Annotated in this window: 4 protein-coding genes; 2 read left to right on the plus strand and 2 right to left on the minus strand. The window is 68.7% G+C overall.

All coding sequences use genetic code 11. From position 1 onward, the window contains the following. Positions 1 to 715 (minus strand): AAA family ATPase (locus tag A5646_RS09905; RefSeq protein ID WP_082984693.1); only part of this gene is annotated, 715 nt, incomplete at its 3' end. A 49-nt stretch (positions 716 to 764) separates the two neighbouring features. Beyond that, positions 765 to 1,325, minus strand: a complete 561-nt coding sequence (locus tag A5646_RS09910) for a hypothetical protein (RefSeq protein WP_066877163.1) — start codon at positions 1,323 to 1,325, stop codon at positions 765 to 767. Positions 1,326 to 1,614: 289 nt separating this feature from the next. On the opposite strand from A5646_RS09910, the gene carD reads away from it, so the two are divergent. Together carD and ispD are read left to right on the plus strand one after the other, a co-directional pair. Then, a complete protein-coding gene (gene carD / locus A5646_RS09915; RefSeq protein WP_003419482.1) occupies positions 1,615 to 2,103 on the plus strand; it encodes an RNA polymerase-binding transcription factor CarD in 489 nt (162 codons plus the stop codon). Between the two features lie 52 nt (positions 2,104 to 2,155). Further along, the coding region (gene ispD / locus A5646_RS09920; protein WP_067021467.1) for a 2-C-methyl-D-erythritol 4-phosphate cytidylyltransferase at positions 2,156 to 2,850 on the plus strand (695 nt) is incomplete at its 3' end.

Genomic DNA, 2,850 nt, shown 5'->3' on the forward strand with positions numbered 1-2,850 from the left:
CGCCCTCGAAGTGCAGCACCACGTCGACGAGGTGCTCGAGGGAACGCGGCCCGGCGATGGCCCCGTCCTTGGTGACGTGCCCGACCAGGATCAGCGCGACGCCGTTGGTCTTGGCCGCCGCGGTCAGGGCCGACGTCACCGCGCGGACCTGCGTGACGCCGCCGGCCACACCGTCGGCCTCGGTGGTGGACATGGTCTGCACCGAGTCCACGATCACCAGCGCGGGCCTGACCGTCGCGATGTGCTCGAGGACGGTGTGCAGGTCGGATTCGGCGGCCAGGTAGAGCTCGTCGCTGCCGCAGCCGATGCGGTCCGCGCGCAACCGGATCTGGCCCGCCGACTCCTCACCGGAGATGTACAGGGCGCGGCGGCCCGCTTTCGCCCAGCGATGCGCGACCTCGAGCAGCAGCGTCGACTTGCCCACGCCGGGATCGCCGGCCAGCAGCGTGACCGAGCCGGGCACCACGCCGCCGCCGAGCACGCGGTCGAGTTCGTCTACCCCCGTCGTGCGGTGCTGGCTGGCGTTGGGCTCGATGGATGTGATGGGCACGGCCGGCGCCGCCGTGGCCAGGGCGCCGCGACGGCCGGCGACCGCGCTGAGCACCGGGACCTCGTCAACGGTGCCCCAGGTTCCGCACTCCATGCAGCGGCCGACCCACTTCGCGGTGACATGCCGACATTCCGAACAGCGGTATTGCGAGCGCGCGGTTGCCACGCCATGACGGTATCGAGCCGCTACGACAAGCCCGTGTCACGACAGGCGGTTAGCCCGCCTGGTTTTGCTGCGGCGGCGTCAGCCCGGCCGAGATCGGCACCGCGACGGTGGCCTGGCCGGCCTTCTCGAAATTGAAGGTGAAGTTGTAGGTCAGCCCGTTGGAGATGGGCTTGGCCAAATTGATGGTCGCCTTGGCCGCGGCGGTGTTCGAACCGACCGGACCCGGCGCCACCTTCTCGCCGTCGGGCGTGCCGATGAATAGCGATCCACCGGCGGGCAGGCGGGCGTCGCCGCTGACCGTCACCGTGCCGATGTCGCTGGTGATGCCGACGAGCCGGTCGGGCGTGTTCGGCGACAGGTTGACGGCCACCAGCACCAGGTCCACGGTGCGGCCCGGCTGCAGGTAATCACCGCTTTGGTAGGCCTGGATCCGGATGTTGCGCAGCGCCACGTTGTTGAACGTGACCTTGTTGCCGTTGATGGCGGGCTCCTGGACCGCCATCTGCGAGACCTGTCCGGCTCCGCAACCGCTGAGCAGAGCGGCCAGGACGGCCATCACGCCGGCGACGGCGAGCGCGGGAAGGCCGAGGCGGATCTTGAAGCGGTTCACTCTCTCGAGCCTCCTGCTGAGCCGGTTCGACTGATGCAACTATGCACAGTAGTAGGAAGGTCTTGCGCGCGATAGCGCGGGGCGCCAGACCAGCGCCGGAGCGCCGTAACAGCCGTCCTCGAGGCGGCCGCCGGGCCGCGTCGGGGGCATTGGTAATGTGCTGCACTGCACGACTTGGTCCGCATGTCAACCCCTAATCTGCGCGTGTTGTGCCCCTGACCTGCATCGTTGCTTCGCGCGTAGTTAGGCGGCCGTGTTAGGATGAAGTAACGAAAGGGGCTCGAATCAGATGATCTTCAAGGTCGGCGACACCGTTGTTTACCCGCATCACGGTGCTGCGTTAGTCGAGGCGATCGAAACCCGGACGATCAAAGGGGAGCAAAAAGAATATCTCGTCCTGAAGGTGGCGCAGGGCGACCTGACCGTTCGAGTTCCCGCCGAGAACGCTGAGTATGTGGGTGTCCGCGACGTCGTCGGACAAGAGGGTTTGGACAAGGTTTTCCAGGTGCTGCGGGCCCCGCACACCGAGGAGCCGACCAACTGGTCGCGCCGCTACAAGGCCAACCTCGAAAAGCTTGCTTCCGGCGATGTCAACAAGGTCGCCGAGGTAGTTCGCGACCTGTGGCGTCGCGATCAGGAGCGTGGCCTGTCGGCCGGCGAGAAGCGCATGCTGGCCAAGGCCCGCCAGATTCTGGTCGGCGAGTTGGCGCTGGCCGAGAGCACCGACGACGCCAAGGCGGAGACCATCCTCGACGAGGTTCTGGCCGCCGCTTCCTGAAGGTCCTGACACTCCGTTGGTCCCGCAGCCGGGGTTGGTCCCGCAGCCGGGGTTGGCCCCGGAGACCGGCACGTCAGGCAACGTAGTCGCAGTCGTCCCCGCCGCAGGGTCGGGCGAACGACTGGCCGCAGGTATTCCCAAGGCATTCTGTTTGGTCGACGGCCGCACGCTGCTGCAGCGCGCCGTCGCCGGTTTGTTGGCAGCCGGGGTGGTCGATCACGTCGTGGCGGCCGTTCCCGCCGACCGGATCGACGAGGCCGGCCGGGTGCTGGCTGATGACGTCGAGGCCGGCCGAGCCACCGTCGTCGCCGGCGGGACCGACCGCACCGAATCTGTGCGCCTGGCCCTGGCCGCCGTCACAGCCGCCCCCGAGTACGTCCTCGTGCACGACGCCGCGCGTGCCCTGACGCCCCCGTCGCTGGTGATCCGCGTGGTGGAGGCGCTGCGGGCCGGCCACGACGCCGTGGTGCCGGCCCTGCCCCTGCATGACACCATCAAGGCCGTGGACGCCAACGGGGTGGTGCTCGGGACGCCGGAACGCGCCGGGCTGCGTGCCGTGCAGACCCCGCAGGGCTTCGCGACCGGTCTGCTGTTGCGTGCCTACGGGGCCTACCGGGCCGGTGGCGGCGTGGGTTTCACCGACGACGCGTCGCTGGTCGAGCATGTCGGTGGCCAGGTCCAGGTGGTCGACGGCGACCCGCTGGCATTCAAGATCACCACCCAGCTCGATTTGCTGCTGGCCGAGAC

This window comes from Mycobacterium sp. 1245499.0 (assembly GCF_001673615.1).
In the GTDB taxonomy this organism is placed as follows: domain Bacteria; phylum Actinomycetota; class Actinomycetes; order Mycobacteriales; family Mycobacteriaceae; genus Mycobacterium; species Mycobacterium europaeum_A.

Coding starts and splice junctions, on each gene's coding strand:
- carD (WP_003419482.1), top strand. CDS start 1,615: ATGATCTTCAAGGTCGGCGACACCGTTGTTTACCCGCATCACGGTGCT.